Genomic DNA, 18,365 nt, shown 5'->3' with positions numbered 1-18,365 from the left:
CTATATTAAAAAGTGTTTTTACCATGTTACTCTATGAAACCAATAGTTTGAGTCATATTTAGAAATGAAGTAAATCATATTATGGTTGCTTACTGGAGTGACTGAATGAGGTATTAAATGTGGATACAATGTTGATCCACTTGGTCGTTTAGCGCTTAAAGTAGGGTATGTAACTTTATCTTCAGCGTAATAAGAAGAAATAGTAAAACTATTTTTATTGTAAAATAAACGTAATCCATCTACAGTTTCAAGCATATAAAACGACCCTTTTTCTTTTTGTTCGTCTTGAAATACTTTAGAGTCAAAAATGAAATTCATTTTTTTAAGCGTACCATCAACATTTAAGTTGATTAAAATTGCTGGCCCAAAAGTATGAGAGTATTTTAACTCTGTTGAATTTGGTTTAAACTCACTGTCAGTTAATTGTTTTTCACCTAAAATATAAATATCATCGGCAAAAACTTTTGTATCTACAATTTTAAGGCTTTTTAAATCATTAGTATTTCCTTGAGCATTCCATTTATGCTGAGCAGTAATTTTGTTAGAATCTAAATCATACATAAATACACCTTGGGTATCGTCTCCAGGAGTAGTGTTCATTTGAACAGCAGGCTTTTTTCCATCCCAATAGAAACCTAAAAGCACATCGTTAATCCCTGTACTTATTAACTTTACATCTCTTGGTTTAAAATCGCTTTTTGATATTAAGGATACATCAATAGTACTACTGTTTATTTTTAATAAATGTGCTGTAGCAGTTTTTTTGTGGTAATCTTGCTTTTTTAAGATGAAAGCTTCAGTCGAATTTGAAACTAAAAGAGTTTCATCATAGGCACGCTCACTATCAAATTCTAATGTGTGATTAGCTTTCCATAATTCATTAAGATTTGAGTCGTATACCCAAACTTTAATTTTTTCTTTTGTTTTTTTTACAAAAGGTAAATTTGCTAAAATTCCAATTTTAGTGTTGTCTGGAGAGATACTCACTTGAAAAAAACCAGATTTAGATAATTTTTCTATAGCAATAGATGCTAGTGTTTTTGTGTCTTCTACTACTCCTGTTTCATTATTATAAACTTGGGCATAAACTTCATGTGCAGCTTTAGCTTTATCCATAGATTTTGAAATGAAAACTAATTTATTTTCAAGCTCAATTACTTTTAATAAATCAGCAGCACGATTACCTAATTTTGGTAAGTTGAATTTATAAGTGTCAAAGGCTTTAAGCTCTTGGTCGTATTTGGTTATGGTAATTTCTTTAGTATTATCCATAAAAACATTATCCAAATAACCATAGGTAGAAAACCCATATGCAGTTTGAAATGCTATATGATGTACTTCATTTGGATGTCCTTTTTCATATTGAGAGCTAGCTTCAATATTATATTGTTGAGCAAAGCTTAAAGCTGTAAAAATGCTTAAAGCAATAGTTGTTATATGTTTTAGACGCATTGTGAGAGTTTTATAATTATAACTATTTCATATTGTAAACTTGGTTTTCAAGTTTATTTAAAATGTTTTCGTTAGTATAATTTAAGTCTAAATCTATTTTTACATTTTGAACTTCATCAAGAGTAGCGTGGGCAGCATCTTTATCTTTAAGAATTATATCTACTTTAAGTAAGTTAAAGTAAATCATAGTAGCTATGTCTTTATTGTAAAGTGCTTTTTTATCAGAGTAGTTAACTTTTGTAAGTTCAGCTTTCCAAATACCTTTTGCTTTTTCTAGTTCTCCTTTAACCCTTTTTAATACATCTACATTTGCATTTTGAGTCAGCTTTTTAAAAGCAGAAACAGCAACTATTTTTGCTTTTTCTAATTGGTCGTATTCGCGTTTTTTGTTTTTTGGGTGTCCTATTTCAATCGAAGCTGCTACTGGTTTATATCCATATTGCTCATTAATGTAAGCTTCAATTTCTTTAATAAGCTTCATTACGTTCTTCTTTTCATAACGATTTAAGTCAATAGTATTACTTGTAGAAGATGTTAGAAATTTAGATTCGTCATGAAATGTTTTTTCATCTATAGGAGCTCCATTTTCAATTACTTGAAGCTTTGTAGGTTGACTGTAAAATGTCTGACCTCCATTATCTTGAAAGTTCATTTTAGAAAAATTCACTAAAAACAAAACATCCTCACCACCTTTGTCATAACCATGTAATGTTATGTTATCTGATAAGGATTGATTGTCGAAAATTAGATAATCATTTAAGTTAGGCTTTCTGTAAATAGGTTCGCTTGGTTTTCTATAAACAGGTTTGCTTGGAGTTTTTAATTGAGGTTTTTTACCTTGGTCTGTTAAAGCTAGTCTTTCTAATAATGTAAGCTCTTTGAAATCTTTCATTTCAATTTCATACTTTTCTTTTGCTTGTGCAACAGCTTCGTCATGATCTTTTAATTGTTGCTCAAAGTCTACTTTACTTTGTTCTACTACTTGTGCATAATTTGCTTTTTCCTGTTCAAAGTCAATTAGCGATTGTTGTTCTACATCAGCAGCAGTTAATGTATATGGTGTTTCTACAATAACCTTATATGTTTTTACATTTTCGGCTAAAGGTTTTTGGGGTAAGTTTATGTCAAAGAAGTTCACTTTTTCTGATAAGATTCTTTGACTGTAAACAGATAGTGAGCTAATAGCTACTAAAAAAAAGATTGTTTTTTTCATTGTAATGATTTGATTTATAGAGTTGCGAAGTTACAATTTTATTGTAATTCTATCTTGAGTTTAACAATTGTTATGCCAAGTATTGTTTTACTATTTGGTAAAGATTTGAGATTGGTCTTTAAATGATTTAAATTCCAATGCATTTCCAGAAGGGTCTAAAAAGAACATTGTAGCTTGTTCTCCTGTTTCTCCTTTAAAGCGAATATAGGGTTCAATAATAAAATTAATTTGCTTATGAATAAGTTCTTTTGAAAAAGACTGAAACGTATCCCAAGGTAGAATTACTCCAAAATGAGGAACAGGTACATTTTTTCCATCTACAGAATTAGTATGTAGTTCTAATTCATTTTTAGGCTTGTAATGGATGACTAATTGATGTCCGAAAAAATTAAAATCAACCCAATGTTTACTGCTTCTACCTTCTAAACAACCTAAGATATCTCTGTAAAACATTCTACACTCTTTTAAATTCCAAACTGGAATTGCTAAATGAAACGGTTGAATTGAATTCATAGTTGTAAAGTCTAAATGTTATTATAAATAAATTTGCAGTGGCTTTAGTTATTTATTTCTAGTCCTTCTTTTTGGAGAGGTTCTTCCTGATTTTTTTTCTAAATATGTTTTAGTAGAGTCGCTTAGTAAGTCGTTCAATTCTTTTAATTCAGAATTGGTTAATTCTCGATATTCGCCAGTTGGAATATCTAAGTTAATATTCATTATGCGAACTCTTTTTAGCTTAGTAACTTCGTAGTTTAAGTATTCACACATTCTACGAATTTGTCTATTTAAGCCTTGAGTTAAAACAATTTTAAAAGTGTAAGTACTAAGCTTTTTTACAAAACATTTTTTTGTAACAGTATCTAAAATTGGAATGCCTCTTGACATTCTATCTATAAACGTTTGTGAAATTGGTTTGTCAACAGTAACTATATACTCTTTTTCGTGATTGTTACTAGCTCTTAGAATTTTATTTACAATATCACCATCGTCAGTAAGTAAAATTAAGCCTTCGCTTGGTTTGTCTAAACGACCAATTGGAAAAATACGTTTGTGATAGTTTATAAAATCAATTATGTTATCTTTTTCAACTCTAGTGTCAGTTGTACACACAATACCAATAGGTTTATTAAGCATTAAATAAGTGCGATTATTGTTTTTGTTATTAACAACCTCACCATCTACAGCAACAATGTCATCATGCTTTACTTTAGTTCCCATTTCAGGAACTTTACCATTAATTGTAACACGACCTTCGTCAATTAATTTATCAGCAGCTCTTCTAGAGCAATAACCTGCTTCACTTAGGTACTTGTTTAATCGTGTTAGTTTTTCTTCCATAGTACAAAAGTAAGTTATCTTAATTTCTTAAAAAATCTAATATGTTTTTTGTTACAGAAGAATCGTTTAATGAGTGACCAAAACCTGTAGTAGTAATTAGTTTACTGTTTTTAAAGTTTTTGTTTATCAACTCTGCATCTTTATAAGGTATAATAGCATCTTTAACATCATGAATAATTAAACCTTCAGCTTCTACATCTTTGGAGAATTTAGAGGTTGAAAAATCACTAGGAGTAGCACCAAATTTTTTTAGAATTATTTTATTTAAATGCTTTTCTATCTTTTTATTATATCCTAAAAGTTTGATGTAATTTTTTAAGACACCTTCAAATTCCGATGGAGCACCAAGCAAAACCACTTTATTTATGGAGTTTAACTGATATTTTTGTTGAAAAAAAATGGAAGCCATTCCTCCAACAGAGTGACCAATAATTATTTCAGGTTTATATTTTGTAGCCACTACATTAATAAATTCAGAATATAAAAGCGCATTAAATACCTTACTGTCAGAAGCGCCATGAGCAGGTGCGTCTAGTGCAATGATATTGAAACCTTCTTTAATAAAGCTATTAATTTTGTTTTTCCATCTAGCAGCATTGCTTTCCCAACCATGAACTAAAAGTATGGTTTGTTTGTCACCTTTCCAATGGTAAGTGGCAATGTTTAAGTTTTCATATTGAAGTGTATCTTTTTTTGCAGACTTTAAAAACGATTCATGCTGAGGCTTTAATTTTCCTTTTCTTGGAGTTGAAAATAGATGTAGAGCTTTATTAGCTGCATAATCTCCAGAAACATAACTTAAAACATTAAGGTATGAACCAATAATTTTTACAATAAATTTTTCCATGAATTAATTTTCTTCTCGATGAACTTTGTCAATAGAAAAAGCAGGTAAACAAATAGCTAAATAGTTACATGGTTCTGTAAAGGGATTTGAGTACTGTACACGTACATTTTTCTCAATTTTAATAGACTGACCAGCTTCTAGAACAATGGTTTCATCATCAATGATAAATTGCTTTTTCCCTTTAATTATGAATGTGTATTCATCAAATTCTGGAGTTTGAAAAGGTTCGCTCCATCCTGGAGGTGCAACCATGTGAGCTATACTTATGTCTGCATTGCCTGTTATGTTTCCAAAATGTTCTTCTATAAGTTTACCATCATTTGTTGGTACTATAAATGGCGACTTTTGAATGGTGTATTTTTTCATAGTATTAAATTTTAAAAAATTTCACCTTTTAAATAACATTTTCAATGTGAAATATTAGGCTCAATGAATTTAGTTCCACTGTAGGTAAAAATTCTTGATTTTTGCATCATCAGGAATTTGTATAGCTTCAATTTTTAAGTTCATGTCAAAACGTAATTCTGCTGGTAGCTCTGTTTTTTCTATAGTAAAGTACATATTCATTTCGTTGACAGAAACTATTAAATTTCTTAATGTATTTTGAATACTAGAAATTTTATAATTGTTTTTAATGTCTTTAAATGTACTGTTTGAGTTTAAGCCTTTTGCAGTTTTAAATTGTTTGTCTAATACATTTACTGTTTTTATAGTAGATGTAGAGTCTAAAGCTTGTTTTGGTGTAAGAACAATAATTTTTTCTTTAGTTAATTTACTGTAAATTTCTATGTCATTAATGTTTCCTGTAAATTCATCTCCACCAATATATTTTTTAATTGAATCGTTACTAAAAACAACACTTAAGTCTTTAACTTTTGTGGAGTCTGTAAGTAATCCAATGTTGCTTTTTGTTATTAAAAATGGGTCTTCTTCTTTTTGACAAGAAGTAAAACAAATTAATGTGATGATTGCAGTTAATAAAAGGTTTTTCATATGATGTTTTAGGGTTTATTTCATTACTTTTTTTAGTATTCCAAAAACAGCTCTTATAAAAGTTGCGCTTGTTAATACTTTAACTATTGGGTTTTGTCTTTGGTAGCTTTTGGAGCTACTTCGTTTTCTTTTTGAAGCTTTTGCTTTAGCTTCTTCTTTTTTTCTTTTTTCTTCTTCTTTTGCTAAGCGCTCAGCTTCTTTTGCTTTAAGCTCTTCGGCTTTTTTTATTTTTTCATTTAAAATTTCGTAAGCACTTTCTCTGTCTACATCTTCATTGTATTTTAAAACCAATTTTGAATCATCTAGTAAAGTATTTAACTCGTTTGGAGTTAAAATGTCCATTCTACTCATAGGAGCTCTCATCATAGTAGCTGCTAAAGGTGTTGGTCTTCCTTTTTCATCTAAAGCAGAAACTAAAGCTTCTCCAATACCTAACGATGTTAATACTTCGGCAGTGTCGTAATATTCAGTGTCAGGATAATTTTGGGCAGTTAATTTAATTGCTTTTCTGTCTTTTGCGGTAAAAGCACGTAAAGCATGTTGGACTTTTAAACCTAATTGACTTAAAACAGATTCTGGAACATCTGTTGGGTTTTGAGTTACAAAGTATAATCCTATTCCTTTACTACGAATAAGTTTTACTATACTTTCAATTTGATTTAAAAGCGCTTTTGAGGCTTCGTTAAATATTAAATGTGCTTCATCTATAAACATAACTAATTCAGGTTTACCTGAATCGCCTTGTTCTGGGAATGTCTCATATATTTCAGCTAGTAAGCTTAACATAAATGTAGAGAACAATTTAGGTTTGTCTTGTATATCAGTAAGTCGAATGATATTAATATACCCACGTCCATCTCTTGTTGTTCTAGCTAAGTCTTCAACATCAAAACTTTTCTCTCCAAAAAACAAATCACCACCTTGTTGTTCTAGCTCTACGATTCGACGTAAAATAGCACCTGTTGATGCAGACGATATTCGGCCATAAGCATCCTCAAACTCTTTCTTTCCTTCTTTTGTTGCGTATTGCAACATTTTTTTGAAATCTTTTAAGTCTAAAAGAGGGAGTTTATTATCATCGCAGTATTTAAAAATAACTGAAATAATTCCTGCTTGAGTTTCTGTAACTCCTAATATTCTAGAAATTAAAACGGGTCCAAATTCACTAATAGTAGCTCTTAAGCGCACCCCATCCTGTTCAGATAAAGACATTATTTCTACAGGAAAAGATTTGGCGTCAAAAGGAAGTCCAATTTTTTCATGACGTTCGTCAATTTTAGGATGTCCAGGACTTGGTTGAGCTAATCCGCTTAAATCACCTTTTATGTCCATTAGCACAACAGGAATACCTTTATCGCTCAAGTTTTCGGCAAGGACTTGTAAGGTTTTTGTCTTTCCAGTACCAGTTGCGCCAGCAATTAAACCATGTCTATTCATGGTTTTTAAAGGTACTTTTACAAAAGCTTCTTTTATTGTTTCTTCATCTAAAATTGCAGAGCCTAAAGTAATATAGTCTCCTTTAAAGGTGTTGCCTTTAGTAATATGGTCAAAAAATGCTTTAGTTCTACTCATTAAAATATATTTTGAGTAAAAATAAGGTAATTTTTACCAAGAAAAAAGATGAGATGCTACTTAAAGAATTTTTTCAATATAGATATTTGTAGAGCCTGCAGAACGTAATGTAACAGAACCAGAATTTGCAGCTCTTATAGTTTCTACACTAATAACATCTCCAGCTGAAACTTGAATAACTTCATTGATATGAAATGAAGCTTCATTATGTAGGGATGAGCGTCTCATGTAACCAGTAGAAGCATATGTTCCAACTTGTGAGCCATTAACAGCTAAATACATTTCTGGTGCTCGTCTAGAGTTACCGCTGTTAGGCACACTAATTGATGCATTTATTTGTACTCTATATCTTCCAGCTTCATTAATTCTAATCGTGTGGTTAGAAGTGTCAGGATTGTACAATGTACTATTGTCGTTCCATTCTTCAGTTCCAATGACAGGAAGATTTATAGCACTGTTTTGATTTACATCAGTGGAAGTATCCGTATTACTATATTTAATTGATTGCCCTGGATTTGAAGTGCTTGTAGGTGTTAAACTAAAAGCGACCCAAATAGGTGAGGCTTTGGTATTTGAGTTAAACTGAAACTCATCACTGTCAGTATTAAAAATAAGTAAACCGTTTGCTGGGTTTGTTATAGCATCACGTTCAGCTGTGGTAAGTTTAGGAATAAGAATTCCTTTACTGTTTGTTTCAATGTGTAATAAAGACGACTCGTCAGGATTAGTAGTACCAATACCAACTTGAGCACTAATCACTTGTACAAAAGCAAGAAGTGCTATTAAAATAGCAACGTTTTTTTTCATTCTTAGGGTAGAATGTTAATTCAATAATTAATTAATCCAAGACAAAACTAATAACTTGTTTAAAATAAACCAAAAAAGCGGTAAAGATTTAACTTATCCGTATCTTTGCAGGCTATGACAAAAATGGAAATACAAGAAATGGTTGCTAAAGGCGATATGTTGCCTTTAATGGAGGAGTTTTATACTATTCAAGGAGAAGGGTATTATAAAGGTACAGCTGCATACTTTGTAAGAATAGGAGGTTGTGATGTTGGTTGTCATTGGTGTGATGTTAAAGAAAGTTGGGACGCAGAGTTGCATCCTCCAACTGAAACATCTAAGATAGTAGAAAATGCAGCAAAGTATAGCGATACAGTAGTAGTTACTGGAGGAGAACCTTTAACTTGGGATATGACAAGGTTAACTCAAGGGTTTAAGAATAAAGGTTTAAAAGTGCACATTGAAACTTCTGGAGCTTATAAGTTAACTGGAGAATGGGATTGGATTTGTTTGTCACCTAAAAAACTAAAACTTCCTACACAAGAAGTATACGATAACGCCGATGAATTAAAGGTGATAGTTTACAATAAAAGCGATCTGAAATTTGCCGAAGAACAAGCAGCAAAAGTTAATAAGGATTGTATTTTGTATTTGCAACCTGAATGGAGTAAACGAGATAAAGTAGTTCCTGAAATTGTAGATTATGTTATGGCAAACCCAAAATGGAAAGTGTCGTTACAAACACATAAGTATTTAAATATACCATAAAAAAAGCCTTGATAAATCAAGGCTTTTTTGTGAAGCAATATCTTGTTTCTAGTTTATAGGAATTGCTACTCTTACAGTATCCCAACCTAAATACATTGTATTGTTTTTATCAAAAGCAATTGAGAATGCTTCTAAGGATTCGTCACCTTTTGATACTTTAGCTGTAAATCGAGCAACTTCAGTATCTTTATTGTATCTACTACCAGCATTTCCTCCCCAAACATTTAAATTTGAGTTTAAAACAATAGTCCATTCTTTCTCACCAGGAATTGTAGTTAAAGTGTAAGTGCCAGCTTCTACTTTTTTTCCACCAATTGTTGTGTTGTTGTAAAAAGTAATTTCTGTACCTTCATTAGCTCCAGTACGCCACATTTTTCCGTTAGGTGCAAGTTTAGCTATGTCTCTTCCTTTTAATTGCGGTCTACTATAAACGATTTTTACAGATTTGTCTCTTGTCATACTAATATCTAACGGACTCTTATCAAGACCTGAAAAATTCTGTGCATTTACATTAAAAGATAAAAGCGTAATAAATGCAAATGCAATTGTTGAAATAAGTGTTTTTCTATTCATTTTAGTTTAAGTTTTTTGATTGCTTAAAACTATTCAATAGATAGTGCAAGATTTACAAGGTTTTGTTAAAGTTTAAAATGTATATGTTATTTTTTTGTGAATTTTAAAGAAGAACGACCTGTGTTATTGTGAAAGTCTAATATGTATATGCCGCTAGCTAACATGTCAACTGGAAAAGAATATGATTTAGTTGTTTTAGTGGTGATAATGTCTCTAGTTAATTGCTTAATATATTTTCCATTTATATCATAAAGCGTAATTAATATATTGTCGTCACTATTAAAATGAATGGTAAACTCTAAGTCGTTTTCAACTGGGTTTGAATGTAATGTTATAGTTAAATTCTCTTTGTTCGTTTCTTGGAAATTAGTAATGCCTAGGTTTTCATCTGTAAATTTATATATAGTTGTACCACAAGCATAGGCTAAACCTGAATTAATAATAAGTATACGGTTAAGGTTACTGCCAATATTTAAGTTAGTCCATGAGATCCCACCATCTAAGGTTTCATAAAACCCTGTACTATGTCCTCCCATCCATCCATGATTTTCGGTTATAAATCCTACAGCTTGAACATTTGTTTCTGGTGCATCTAAGCTTGACCAAGTTACTCCTGCATCGATCGATTTAATAAGTTTTCCATTATGTGGATTGATAGAAGACACAGATCCAAACATAATATTAGGATTTCCTTCTAATGTTTGTAGTTTCCATACATATTCACCTGGAATATTTGTGTTTAATAATTCTGTCCAAGTAGCACCACCATCAGTAGTTTTTAAAATAACACCACCATTGTTGTTTTGCCCAGAAGCATAACCAGTAAGTTCATCTAAAAATAGTACTTCTACTAGAGCATCTGCATAAGTTGACATGTCTATATGTTGCCAAGTATCTCCGCTGTCTGTTGATTTAATAATGTGTGCAGGAGTAAAGTAAGCTCCACATCCATAAATGGTTGAGTTTCCTATAGCATCTAAGCCGCAAATAGCAGGAGGATTTGGTGTAATTATTACAGGAGTCCAATTATTACCTCCATCAGTAGTTTTAAAGAAAATACCATTTAATGTCCCTAAAAAGCCTACATTTTCGTTTAAAAACTCAATGTTTCTAAAATAAAAACTACCTCCAAGGATATCTTCGTTAAGTTGTTCGGTCCATGTAATACCTCCATCTGTGGTTTTATATACAGCAGCATAATAACCATTAGCTGCCCATCCAAGATTGTCGTTTAAAAAAAACACGTCATCAAATCTTTGATTGTTAGTGTTTGAGGCGATCTCTGGTATTGGTTGCCAATTTGCTTGTGCATTTAGATTAAAACAAATTAGCAGTAATAATAAGGTTGCAAATTTCATTTTAAAGTATTGATAATTAAAGATACTAAGTTAAAATTCTATTTCTGTAATTTTTTGTTTCTTTTTTTGTTTAAAATGAGTTTTAATGTTTCATTTTGAAACTAAAATAGCTTTTTATGTTTTTAAATTAATATTTAATTAAAACATTTGCTTTGTAAATATTAATAATTAGACTTTAAAAGATAATGTTATGTGTGGAATAGTTTGTGCCTTTGATTTAAAACAAAAATCTGAAATGTTAAGGCCTCAAATATTGGAGATGTCAAAAAAGATTCGTCATAGAGGACCAGATTGGAGTGGAATTTATAGTGATGAAAAAGCAATTTTAGCGCATGAGCGTTTAGCTATTGTAGATCCAGCTTCTGGAAAACAACCTTTGTTAAGTGCTGATAAAAAGCTGGTGTTAGCTGCTAATGGCGAAATTTATAACCATAGAGAGCTAAGAGGTAGGTTTAAAGAAACCTATGACTTTCAAACGCAGAGTGATTGTGAAGTGATTTTAGCTTTGTATAAAGAAAAAGGGGTTGAGTTTGTTGACGATTTAAATGGAATTTTTGGTTTTGCAATTTATGATGTAGAAAAGGACGAATATTTTGTAGCTAGAGATCACATGGGAATTATCCCTTTATATATAGGTTGGGATAAAAATGGAACTTTTTATGTAGCATCAGAGTTAAAAGCGCTGGAAGGTTATTGTACTAAAATAGAATTATTCCCTCCTGGACATTATTTGTCGAGTAAAGATGAAGAGTTGGTACAATGGTATAAACGAGATTGGGAAGAATACGAGGCTGTAAAGGATAATGAAACTAATATAGCATTAGTGAGGCAAGCATTGGAAGATGCTGTGCATAGACAATTAATGAGTGATGTGCCTTATGGTGTTTTGTTGTCTGGTGGCTTGGATTCTTCGGTAACTTCTGCTATAGCAAAAAAATATTCTCAAAGACGTATAGAAGCCGATGATAAAACAGAAGCTTGGTGGCCACAATTACATAGTTTTTCGGTTGGATTAGAAGGCTCTCCAGATTTAGCTGCAGCGAAAAAAGTAGCTGACCATATTGGTACTGTACATCACGAAATTAAATTCACAATTCAAGAAGGATTAGATGCTATAAAAGATGTGGTTTATAATCTAGAAACTTACGACATTACAACTATTCGTGCGTCTACGCCTATGTATTTAATGGCAAGAGTTATTAAATCTATGGGGATAAAAATGGTATTGAGTGGAGAAGGTGCAGATGAGTTGTTTGGAGGCTATTTATATTTTCATAAAGCACCAAATGCACAAGAATTTCATGATGAAACAGTAAGGAAGTTAGATAAGTTGCATATGTACGATTGTTTGAGAGCAAACAAAAGTCTAGCAGCTTGGGGAATTGAAGGTCGTGTACCATTTTTGGATAAAGAGTTTATGGATGTAGCAATGCGTATTAATCCACAAGATAAAATGATAAATGGAGAACGTATGGAAAAATGGGTAGTGCGTAAAGCCTTTGAAGATATGTTGCCAGAAAGTGTAGCATGGAGACAAAAAGAGCAATTTAGTGATGGTGTTGGCTATAGTTGGATTGATACTTTAAAAGAAGTGGTTGATAAAGAAGTAAGCGATGAACAAATGGCAAATGCACATTTTAGATTTCCAATTCAAACACCACAAAATAAAGAAGAGTTTTACTATCGTTCAATTTTTGAATCTCACTTTCCAAGTGATGCTGCTGCATTGTGTGTACCTCAGGAGCCAAGTGTAGCTTGTAGTACTAAAATTGCTTTAGAATGGGATGAGGCTTTTAAAAACATGAATGACCCAAGTGGTAGAGCAGTATCAAAAGTACATGAAGATGCTTATTAAATTCTTGTTAGTTAAGGGTTTTTAAGGTTTGTTTATAAAAAAGCTAACTGTAATTGGTTAGCTTTTTTTGGTTTGTTAACGTTCAGGCTAAAATGTCGTGCAACGGTTAGATAGGTTGGGCATGCATTTTAGTCATTGTTGTGTTTAGTTTTTATTTATTTCTGGCCAATTAATTGTTTCATCGTCAATAAATAGTGGTCCCCATTGAACTTCACTTAGTCGATTTTCATCAAACCAGAAATTGATTCCCAATGAATCTGAAGAAAGTAATTCATGCGAAGGACTTTCTATCGATGACCAATCTTCAAATTCAAGGTCATTTATCCCGATAGTGTCTAATTTATTTTTCAATTCATCTTTGGTCAATCCAATTGGCGAAAATCCTTTGAAATTATATTCCGTTGAAGTGATGGCGATAGTCACTAATCGCCAATCATCTTCTTCGTCAAACCCTAGAGACAAATCTAGGTTGTCATAATGCCAACTTTCGGTTAAGTCTTCTTCGTCTTTCGAATAGGAGTACTTCTCTTTTTCATCAGGCACACCAAGAATCAGTTCCACAGCATTCCTTTCAAGTCCAAACTTTAGAACGCCTAAACCTTGTCCTTGTTCTATCAAGTTAATATTTGAATTGCTCTTATTCATTAATTAAACACAACTTAGTGATATGAGCCTGTTTCAATGGCTTGTGTAAGACGTTAACAAAGTTAGCCAATTTTTCCTGCAAATTCAATTGGTAAAATTTAAATATAGCCTTTTAATGTGTTTTTGTGATTTTTGTTTTTCTATTTATAAAAGACATCCTTTTTTAATTTATTTCGTTTGAAACCCTTATAAACACTATATTTGACATATAGGTGACATTTAAATGGCGTGAGAAAAACGAGCATAGCACTATACATTTGTACCAACAAAATCATAGAACATGAAAAATCAATCATTAAAAGAAAATTTAGTTTATCAACGTAAGTTAAAAGGGTATACCCAAGAAGAACTTTCAGATAAAACTACGGTTGGTGTGCGTACAATTCAACGTATAGAAAAAGGAGAAGTTAATCCGCATTTGCAAACTGTAAAATTATTAGCAGCAGGATTGGATGTTGAGGTCGAGGATTTAATCGTTTTGGATGATCCTAAAGAAGAAAAAATTCAAAGAAAATGGATGTTGCTTATTCATGCGTCTCCATTTTTTGGAATCATCATTCCTTTTGCTAATATCTTAATTCCATTATTTGTTTGGATAAGTAAAGCAGATGATAATAAAATTTATGATGCACATGGTAGAGCTGTGGTTAATTTTCATATGTCTATCACTTTATATTTTATACTGAGTTTGTTAATCTTTTTTATCATTCCTGGTTTTAATTTCTTTATTACAGGTTTGATTGTCTTATTTAGTATCATCGTTACCGTTAGAAATATCATGTCTTCTTTAGAGCATGGTACATGCAAGTATCCTTTAGCGATTTCTTTCTTAAAGCCAAAAGCGGCATAACCTTTTTTAAAATATCATATTATGTTAGGATTATTAGTCATTATAGTAATCTCATGGTTGCTATTGCATTTTATTGAGAAAAAAAATATTGAAGTGTTAGGTGTAGTGCCAAATGTAAATAGAGGCATTCAGTTTGTAATTGGGTTCATAGCTATTGTAGTTATTATATTGGTCAACATTTATATAGAGACGATGCTTTTGAAAGTGGAGTGGCAATCCAAACCTATAAATTACAGTGCTGTTTTTGATGCTTTCGTTTATCATATCAGGTCTGCGTTAACTGAGGATTTAGTGTTTAGAGGCGCGATTCTTTATATTTTAATTCAAAGAATTGGAGCCACAAAAGCCATTTGGATCTCTGCTATTGTATTTGGTGTATACCATTGGTTCTCTTATGGTATTATTGGTGAGCGCATTATTCTTCTAGCTTATGTGCTTTTGGTTACTGGATTTACAGGTTATGTTTGGGCATATAGTTTTTATAAAACCAAATCCATTATGCTGGGACTTGGGTTTCACTTGGGTGTAAATTTTATAAATGCATGCTTTTTTGAATCACAACCTTATGGTGAGCTTATCTTTCAAGAGATGTCTAGAATAGATGTAAAAGATTGGGATTGGCTTTTCTTTAATTTATTTAAGGGCTTATTTCCTTCAATCATGATGCTAGTGGTTGTGAAGCTAATACTAAAAACAAAATTATACCCACAACTAGAAATCAATCATCATGAAAGTGCTATTTAAAACTTATCCAAAAGTGTCAAGATTTGTATTGGCGCTTATACTTTTCGTTTTAGTATTATTTATAAGTGGACTGACAAGTAAAGGATTTATAAAAGAATATGTACCTTATGTATCACCTGTGCTTTTGTTTGTGGTGACTTGGTTGCTCTATAAAACTGAAGGAAAGACATTAGCATCTATTGGATTAAACTTTAGTCTAAAAAATCTTTCGTTTTTACCACTTGGAATTGGCATTGGTATGGTTGCTTTATTTGGAGCAACTTATTTAAAAGCATTGTATTTGGGTGAAACCTTTGAGATGGAAAATTCAATAGATTATGCAACATTATTATTAGCTTTCTATTTTATTTTACCTCAAGTGGCTACTGAAGAATTTTTGTTTAGAGGCTATTTGTTTAAGAAAACGATTGAAGTATCTAATGTGGTTGTGGCAAATATTATCTTTTCAATCTTGTTTATGCTAATTCATGTTTTAGATGAAAATGTACTGCAACAAAGAGGATTGATAATTCTGCTTGCGGTATCTATTCCTGTTGGCCATTTGTTATTTGCAACTGCTTTATTAAAATCTAAAACTTTATGGTTTCCAATAGGATTACATTTGGGGAATAATTGGGCAACACGTCATTTGATAAGTAATACTAATGACAGTAATAGTATATTTTATCTGACTGATGTAAATACCTTTGAAACTTGGGCGCCTTTTATCATGTTTTTAGTAATCTTCAATGGGTTTTTCTTGTTGGTTACTTTTCTAATTTGGAAGTGGGATAAAATAGTCGTTTTAATTAAACGGTAAACTTTCCTATTTGTAGAGTAAAACTTGTTTTAATTCTTTTTATTACAACTAACAAACTACTGATAAAAACAAGGGACTATTCTCTATATAGTCCCTTGTTTTAAACTAACTAATTATGGATTAATAGCTATTCTTTTATAATCCGTTTGGTAACAAAAGAATTTTCAATTTTGAATTTTATAAAATATACACCAGATGATAAATCATTAGTTTGAATACTTAAATTTGGATTGTTAATTGTCTTAATGTGCTTCCCGTTAATGTCATAAATATCAATAATATCAATTATTAATTTTGTTGAAATAAATAGTTGATTATTGACTGGAACAGGATAGAGTTTAATGTTTTTCGGAGAAATAGTTAAATCTTCAAGTCCCAAAGTACTATCTTCTACAGTAACCATAACTGTAGTGGAGTGTTCATTCCCAAAGACGTCAGTTGCTGTTAAAACTACTGGGAAAACTCCTTCTTGGGTGAATGTGTCAACATCAATACTTAAGACAAAACCACAATTGTCGTAGGAGCCATTATTAACATCGTTTGCTGTAATTGTAATGGAAGGATTTCCATTTATATCAATAGTTATATCTTGACCAATTGCTACAGGATTAATAGTATCTTCAACAGTTACAGTAGCAGTATCGTTTTCTGAGTTTCCGCTTTGGTCAGTTACAGTTAGTGTTACTGTATTAGCTCCTAAGTCTGTACAGGTAAAAGTAGAAATATCAATACTTCGAGAGTCAATAGTACAATTATCTGTAGAGTTATTGTCTATTTCGCTAGCAGTGATAGAAGCGTTTCCGTTGGCATCTAGTTGCACAGTAATGTTTTGAGTGTTAACAATTGGGTTTACAGTATCTTCTACTGTTACGGTAGCTGTATTGTTCTCAGAATTTCCACTTTGATCAGTGACAGTCAATGTTACTGTGTTTGGACCTAAATCTGCACAAGTAAAAGTAGAAATATCAATACTTCGAGAGTCAATAGTACAGTTGTCAGTAGAGTTGTTGTCTATTTGATTTGCTGTTATTGAAGCGTCTCCATTAGCATCTAGTTGTATGGTGATATTTTGTGTGTTAACAGTTGGATTTATGTTGTCTTCAACAGTTACAGTTGCTGTTGGAGCATTTGTACTATTGTTTCCGCTTTGATCTATCGCTGTTAATGTTACAGTGTTATTACCAAGGTTACTACAATTAAAACTGGATACGTCTAAAGAAAAACTGTCTACTGAACAGTTGTCTGTAGAGCCATTGTCAATTTGAGCACCTGTAATTGTAGCTTCTCCATTAGCATCTAATTGTATTGTAATGTCTTGTGCAATTGCGACTGGATTAATTAAGTCTACAACTGTAATGTCAACATCTTGATTGCTAACTTTATCTTCAGCATCAGTGGCAGTTACAGTTACTGTATTTATTCCTAAATCAGCACATGTATAGTCAAATTGAGCTTGGTTTAGTACTACTGATACAAGTTCACAATCATCAAAAGTACCATTGTTTACATCAGCAAGTGTAATTGAAGCTTCTCCATTGGCATCTAATTCTGCGGTTATATCTGGAAAAACAACTATCGTTGGGTTAGCATTGTCAAATACTTCCAAGTCTATGCTATAGTCATATAAAGACCAAGTACCATCAGAATTTTGCAAACGAAGATAGAAATCATGAAAATCACATGATACTTCAGTGGTTCCTAATTCCACTGTAAACTCATCTGGGTTTCCAGTTGTAGTAATTGTAGTTGGAGTTCCATTGCCAAAACCTGGATCAGCATCATAAAAATATTCTGCACCTGTAAGTGTAGGGATTGTTAAAACAATGTCATCTTCTACAAAGAATATGCGTTTTTCATACAAACTCCATACACCTAAATCGTCTTGTGTTCTAATATATAAACTGTTAAAACCTTGAAGGGAATTTACAGGGATTGAAATTATTTGTGTTAAATCTCCTGTATTTGCATCTACAGTAATAGGTGTGCCATTTCCAAAGCCAGGATCTGTATTGTAAAAATACTCAGCATCGGCAATATTTGTAGCTCCTGCTAAAGGTGTAAAGTCTGTGACAAAAAATATACGTTTTTCATATAAGCTCCATATTCCTAAATCATCTAAGGTTCTAATGTATAGACTATTGAATCCCGTTAAAGAGCCGAGGGGAATGGAATAAGATTGTGTTACGTTTCCTGAGTTTGCATTTACAGAAAGAGTGATGCCATTGCCAAAACCTGGATCTGTATTAAAAAAATACTCTGCTGATACAATTTCTGCAGCTCCTACAAGTGGAATAAAGTCGGTAATATATAATTCTCTTTTTTCATACATCGTCCATATACCTAAATTATCTTGAGTTCTTATGTAAAGGCTGTTAAATCCTGTGAGAGAACCAGTTGGTATGGATAATGTTTGAGTTAAGTTTCCTGAATTACTATCAGGTGCTATTGATGTTGCTTGTCCAAAACCTGGATCAGTATTAAAGAAATATTCTATATCATCTATAGACTGTCCAAACCCAAGAATACTCAAGCAATAGCATAAAACTATTGTGATTTGCGTTTTCATAAGGTT

18 protein-coding genes are annotated in these 18,365 nt (G+C 31.8%); 5 read left to right on the top strand and 13 right to left on the bottom strand.

What is annotated here, in order from left to right; all coding sequences use genetic code 11:
* Window positions 1–18: 18 nt before the first annotated feature.
* The 9 genes from ACLII3_RS02845 to ACLII3_RS02805 all read right to left on the bottom strand — a co-directional run bounded on the left by ACLII3_RS02845 (window position 19) and on the right by ACLII3_RS02805 (window position 8,222).
* Window positions 19–1,452 (bottom strand): hypothetical protein, encoded by a 1,434-nt coding sequence (locus ACLII3_RS02845; protein ID WP_412986324.1) that lies wholly within the window; start codon window positions 1,450–1,452, stop codon window positions 19–21.
* Between the two features lie 22 nt (window positions 1,453–1,474).
* Window positions 1,475–2,665 carry a hypothetical protein gene (locus ACLII3_RS02840; protein WP_412986322.1) on the bottom strand — a complete coding sequence of 397 codons (1,191 nt, stop codon included), beginning with the start codon at window positions 2,663–2,665 and terminating at the stop codon, window positions 1,475–1,477.
* Window positions 2,666–2,755: 90 nt separating this feature from the next.
* Window positions 2,756–3,178 carry a VOC family protein gene (locus ACLII3_RS02835; RefSeq protein ID WP_412986320.1) on the bottom strand — a complete coding sequence of 141 codons (423 nt, stop codon included), beginning with the start codon at window positions 3,176–3,178 and terminating at the stop codon, window positions 2,756–2,758.
* A gap of 48 nt (window positions 3,179–3,226) precedes the next feature.
* On the bottom strand, window positions 3,227–4,003 hold the full coding sequence (rluF, locus tag ACLII3_RS02830) for a 23S rRNA pseudouridine(2604) synthase RluF (RefSeq protein ID WP_412986318.1): 777 nt from the start codon (window positions 4,001–4,003) through the stop codon (window positions 3,227–3,229).
* Window positions 4,004–4,022: 19 nt separating this feature from the next.
* Complete coding sequence (locus ACLII3_RS02825; RefSeq protein ID WP_412986316.1) at window positions 4,023–4,850, bottom strand: alpha/beta hydrolase; 828 nt, start codon at window positions 4,848–4,850, stop codon at window positions 4,023–4,025.
* A 3-nt stretch (window positions 4,851–4,853) separates the two neighbouring features.
* Window positions 4,854–5,216 carry a cupin domain-containing protein gene (locus ACLII3_RS02820; RefSeq protein WP_412986314.1) on the bottom strand — a complete coding sequence of 121 codons (363 nt, stop codon included), beginning with the start codon at window positions 5,214–5,216 and terminating at the stop codon, window positions 4,854–4,856.
* Window positions 5,217–5,285: 69 nt separating this feature from the next.
* Window positions 5,286–5,843, bottom strand: a complete 558-nt coding sequence (locus ACLII3_RS02815; protein WP_412986312.1) for a hypothetical protein — start codon at window positions 5,841–5,843, stop codon at window positions 5,286–5,288.
* A 15-nt stretch (window positions 5,844–5,858) separates the two neighbouring features.
* Window positions 5,859–7,415, bottom strand: a complete 1,557-nt coding sequence (locus ACLII3_RS02810) for a helicase HerA-like domain-containing protein (RefSeq protein ID WP_412986310.1) — start codon at window positions 7,413–7,415, stop codon at window positions 5,859–5,861.
* Window positions 7,416–7,475: 60 nt separating this feature from the next.
* Complete coding sequence (locus ACLII3_RS02805) at window positions 7,476–8,222, bottom strand: hypothetical protein (protein WP_412986308.1); 747 nt, start codon at window positions 8,220–8,222, stop codon at window positions 7,476–7,478.
* Window positions 8,223–8,336: 114 nt separating this feature from the next.
* On the opposite strand from ACLII3_RS02805, the gene ACLII3_RS02800 reads away from it, so the two are divergent.
* Window positions 8,337–8,969: a 7-carboxy-7-deazaguanine synthase QueE gene (locus tag ACLII3_RS02800; protein WP_412986307.1), complete on the top strand. Its 633-nt coding sequence runs from the start codon at window positions 8,337–8,339 to the stop codon at window positions 8,967–8,969.
* 48 nt (window positions 8,970–9,017) lie between these two features.
* Here the strand turns inward: ACLII3_RS02800 and ACLII3_RS02795 are convergent, their stop codons facing one another.
* Window positions 9,018–9,542: a DUF2911 domain-containing protein gene (locus ACLII3_RS02795; RefSeq protein WP_412986305.1), complete on the bottom strand. Its 525-nt coding sequence runs from the start codon at window positions 9,540–9,542 to the stop codon at window positions 9,018–9,020.
* 86 nt (window positions 9,543–9,628) lie between these two features.
* The gene (locus tag ACLII3_RS02790) at window positions 9,629–10,900 is read right to left on the bottom strand and encodes a YCF48-related protein (protein WP_412986303.1); all 1,272 of its coding nucleotides are present in this window, start codon (window positions 10,898–10,900) and stop codon (window positions 9,629–9,631) included.
* A gap of 190 nt (window positions 10,901–11,090) precedes the next feature.
* On the opposite strand from ACLII3_RS02790, the gene asnB reads away from it, so the two are divergent.
* Window positions 11,091–12,755, top strand: coding sequence for an asparagine synthase B (asnB, locus tag ACLII3_RS02785; protein WP_412986301.1), 1,665 nt, complete (start codon window positions 11,091–11,093; stop codon window positions 12,753–12,755).
* 144 nt (window positions 12,756–12,899) lie between these two features.
* Here the strand turns inward: asnB and ACLII3_RS02780 are convergent, their stop codons facing one another.
* A complete protein-coding gene (locus ACLII3_RS02780) occupies window positions 12,900–13,316 on the bottom strand; it encodes a hypothetical protein (protein ID WP_412986299.1) in 417 nt (138 codons plus the stop codon).
* 364 nt (window positions 13,317–13,680) lie between these two features.
* On the opposite strand from ACLII3_RS02780, the gene ACLII3_RS02775 reads away from it, so the two are divergent.
* From ACLII3_RS02775 to ACLII3_RS02765, 3 genes are read left to right on the top strand one after another with little or no spacing between them, the layout of a single operon-like run.
* Window positions 13,681–14,250 (top strand): DUF4870 domain-containing protein, encoded by a 570-nt coding sequence (locus ACLII3_RS02775; protein WP_412986298.1) that lies wholly within the window; start codon window positions 13,681–13,683, stop codon window positions 14,248–14,250.
* 21 nt (window positions 14,251–14,271) lie between these two features.
* Window positions 14,272–14,994 carry a CPBP family intramembrane glutamic endopeptidase gene (locus tag ACLII3_RS02770; protein WP_412986296.1) on the top strand — a complete coding sequence of 241 codons (723 nt, stop codon included), beginning with the start codon at window positions 14,272–14,274 and terminating at the stop codon, window positions 14,992–14,994.
* Complete coding sequence (locus ACLII3_RS02765; protein WP_412986294.1) at window positions 14,978–15,793, top strand: CPBP family intramembrane glutamic endopeptidase; 816 nt, start codon at window positions 14,978–14,980, stop codon at window positions 15,791–15,793. The genes ACLII3_RS02770 and ACLII3_RS02765 overlap by 17 nt, the downstream gene beginning before the upstream one ends.
* A 127-nt stretch (window positions 15,794–15,920) precedes the next feature.
* On the opposite strand, the gene ACLII3_RS02760 is transcribed toward ACLII3_RS02765, so the two are convergent.
* On the bottom strand, window positions 15,921–18,359 hold the full coding sequence (locus ACLII3_RS02760; protein WP_412986292.1) for a T9SS type A sorting domain-containing protein: 2,439 nt from the start codon (window positions 18,357–18,359) through the stop codon (window positions 15,921–15,923).
* Window positions 18,360–18,365 lie beyond the last annotated feature (6 nt).

The sequence above is a fragment of the Pontimicrobium sp. IMCC45349 genome (assembly GCF_047219225.1).
GTDB lineage: Bacteria > Bacteroidota > Bacteroidia > Flavobacteriales > Flavobacteriaceae > IMCC45349.
The sequence above is the reverse complement of the archived record's forward strand: the minus strand, read 5'-3'. Positions and strand labels throughout refer to the sequence as shown.